Raw genomic sequence first — 341 nt, 5'->3', positions numbered from 1 at the left:
GCTCAATATCTTTTAAAAAGCGGTGTCGACTTGCAGTTAGTCATTAACAGTACAGGCTTAAGCCGTGAAGACCTCATATCCTTGCAATAACTGAGCAGCATGCTTTATTGCAAATTGATTAAGTTAGCCTCAATCCCTTTTGAATATAGTGTTCAGCAACTGAGTGAAGCAACAGAAAAACATCAAGGGGTTATCATGAATATTGCACTGAGATTACAAGAAAAAGGCCGTAAAGAGGGCATTGAAGAAGGCATTGAAAAAGGACGAAAAGAAGCTTATGAACAACAACTTACCACTGCTCAATATCTTTTAAAAAGCGGTGTCGACTTGCAGTTAGTCAT

1 protein-coding gene is annotated in these 341 nt (G+C 38.4%); it reads left to right on the top strand.

All coding sequences use genetic code 11. The features are described from left to right. The coding region (locus AC4IFT_RS22435; RefSeq protein WP_490752942.1) for an Rpn/YhgA-type helix-turn-helix domain-containing protein at nt 1-90 on the top strand (90 nt) is incomplete at its 5' end. Nucleotides 91-341: the final 251 nt, after the last annotated feature.

It is taken from the genome of Providencia sp. UF-183 (assembly GCF_058246155.1).
The sequence above is the reverse complement of the archived record's forward strand: the minus strand, read 5'-3'. Positions and strand labels throughout refer to the sequence as shown.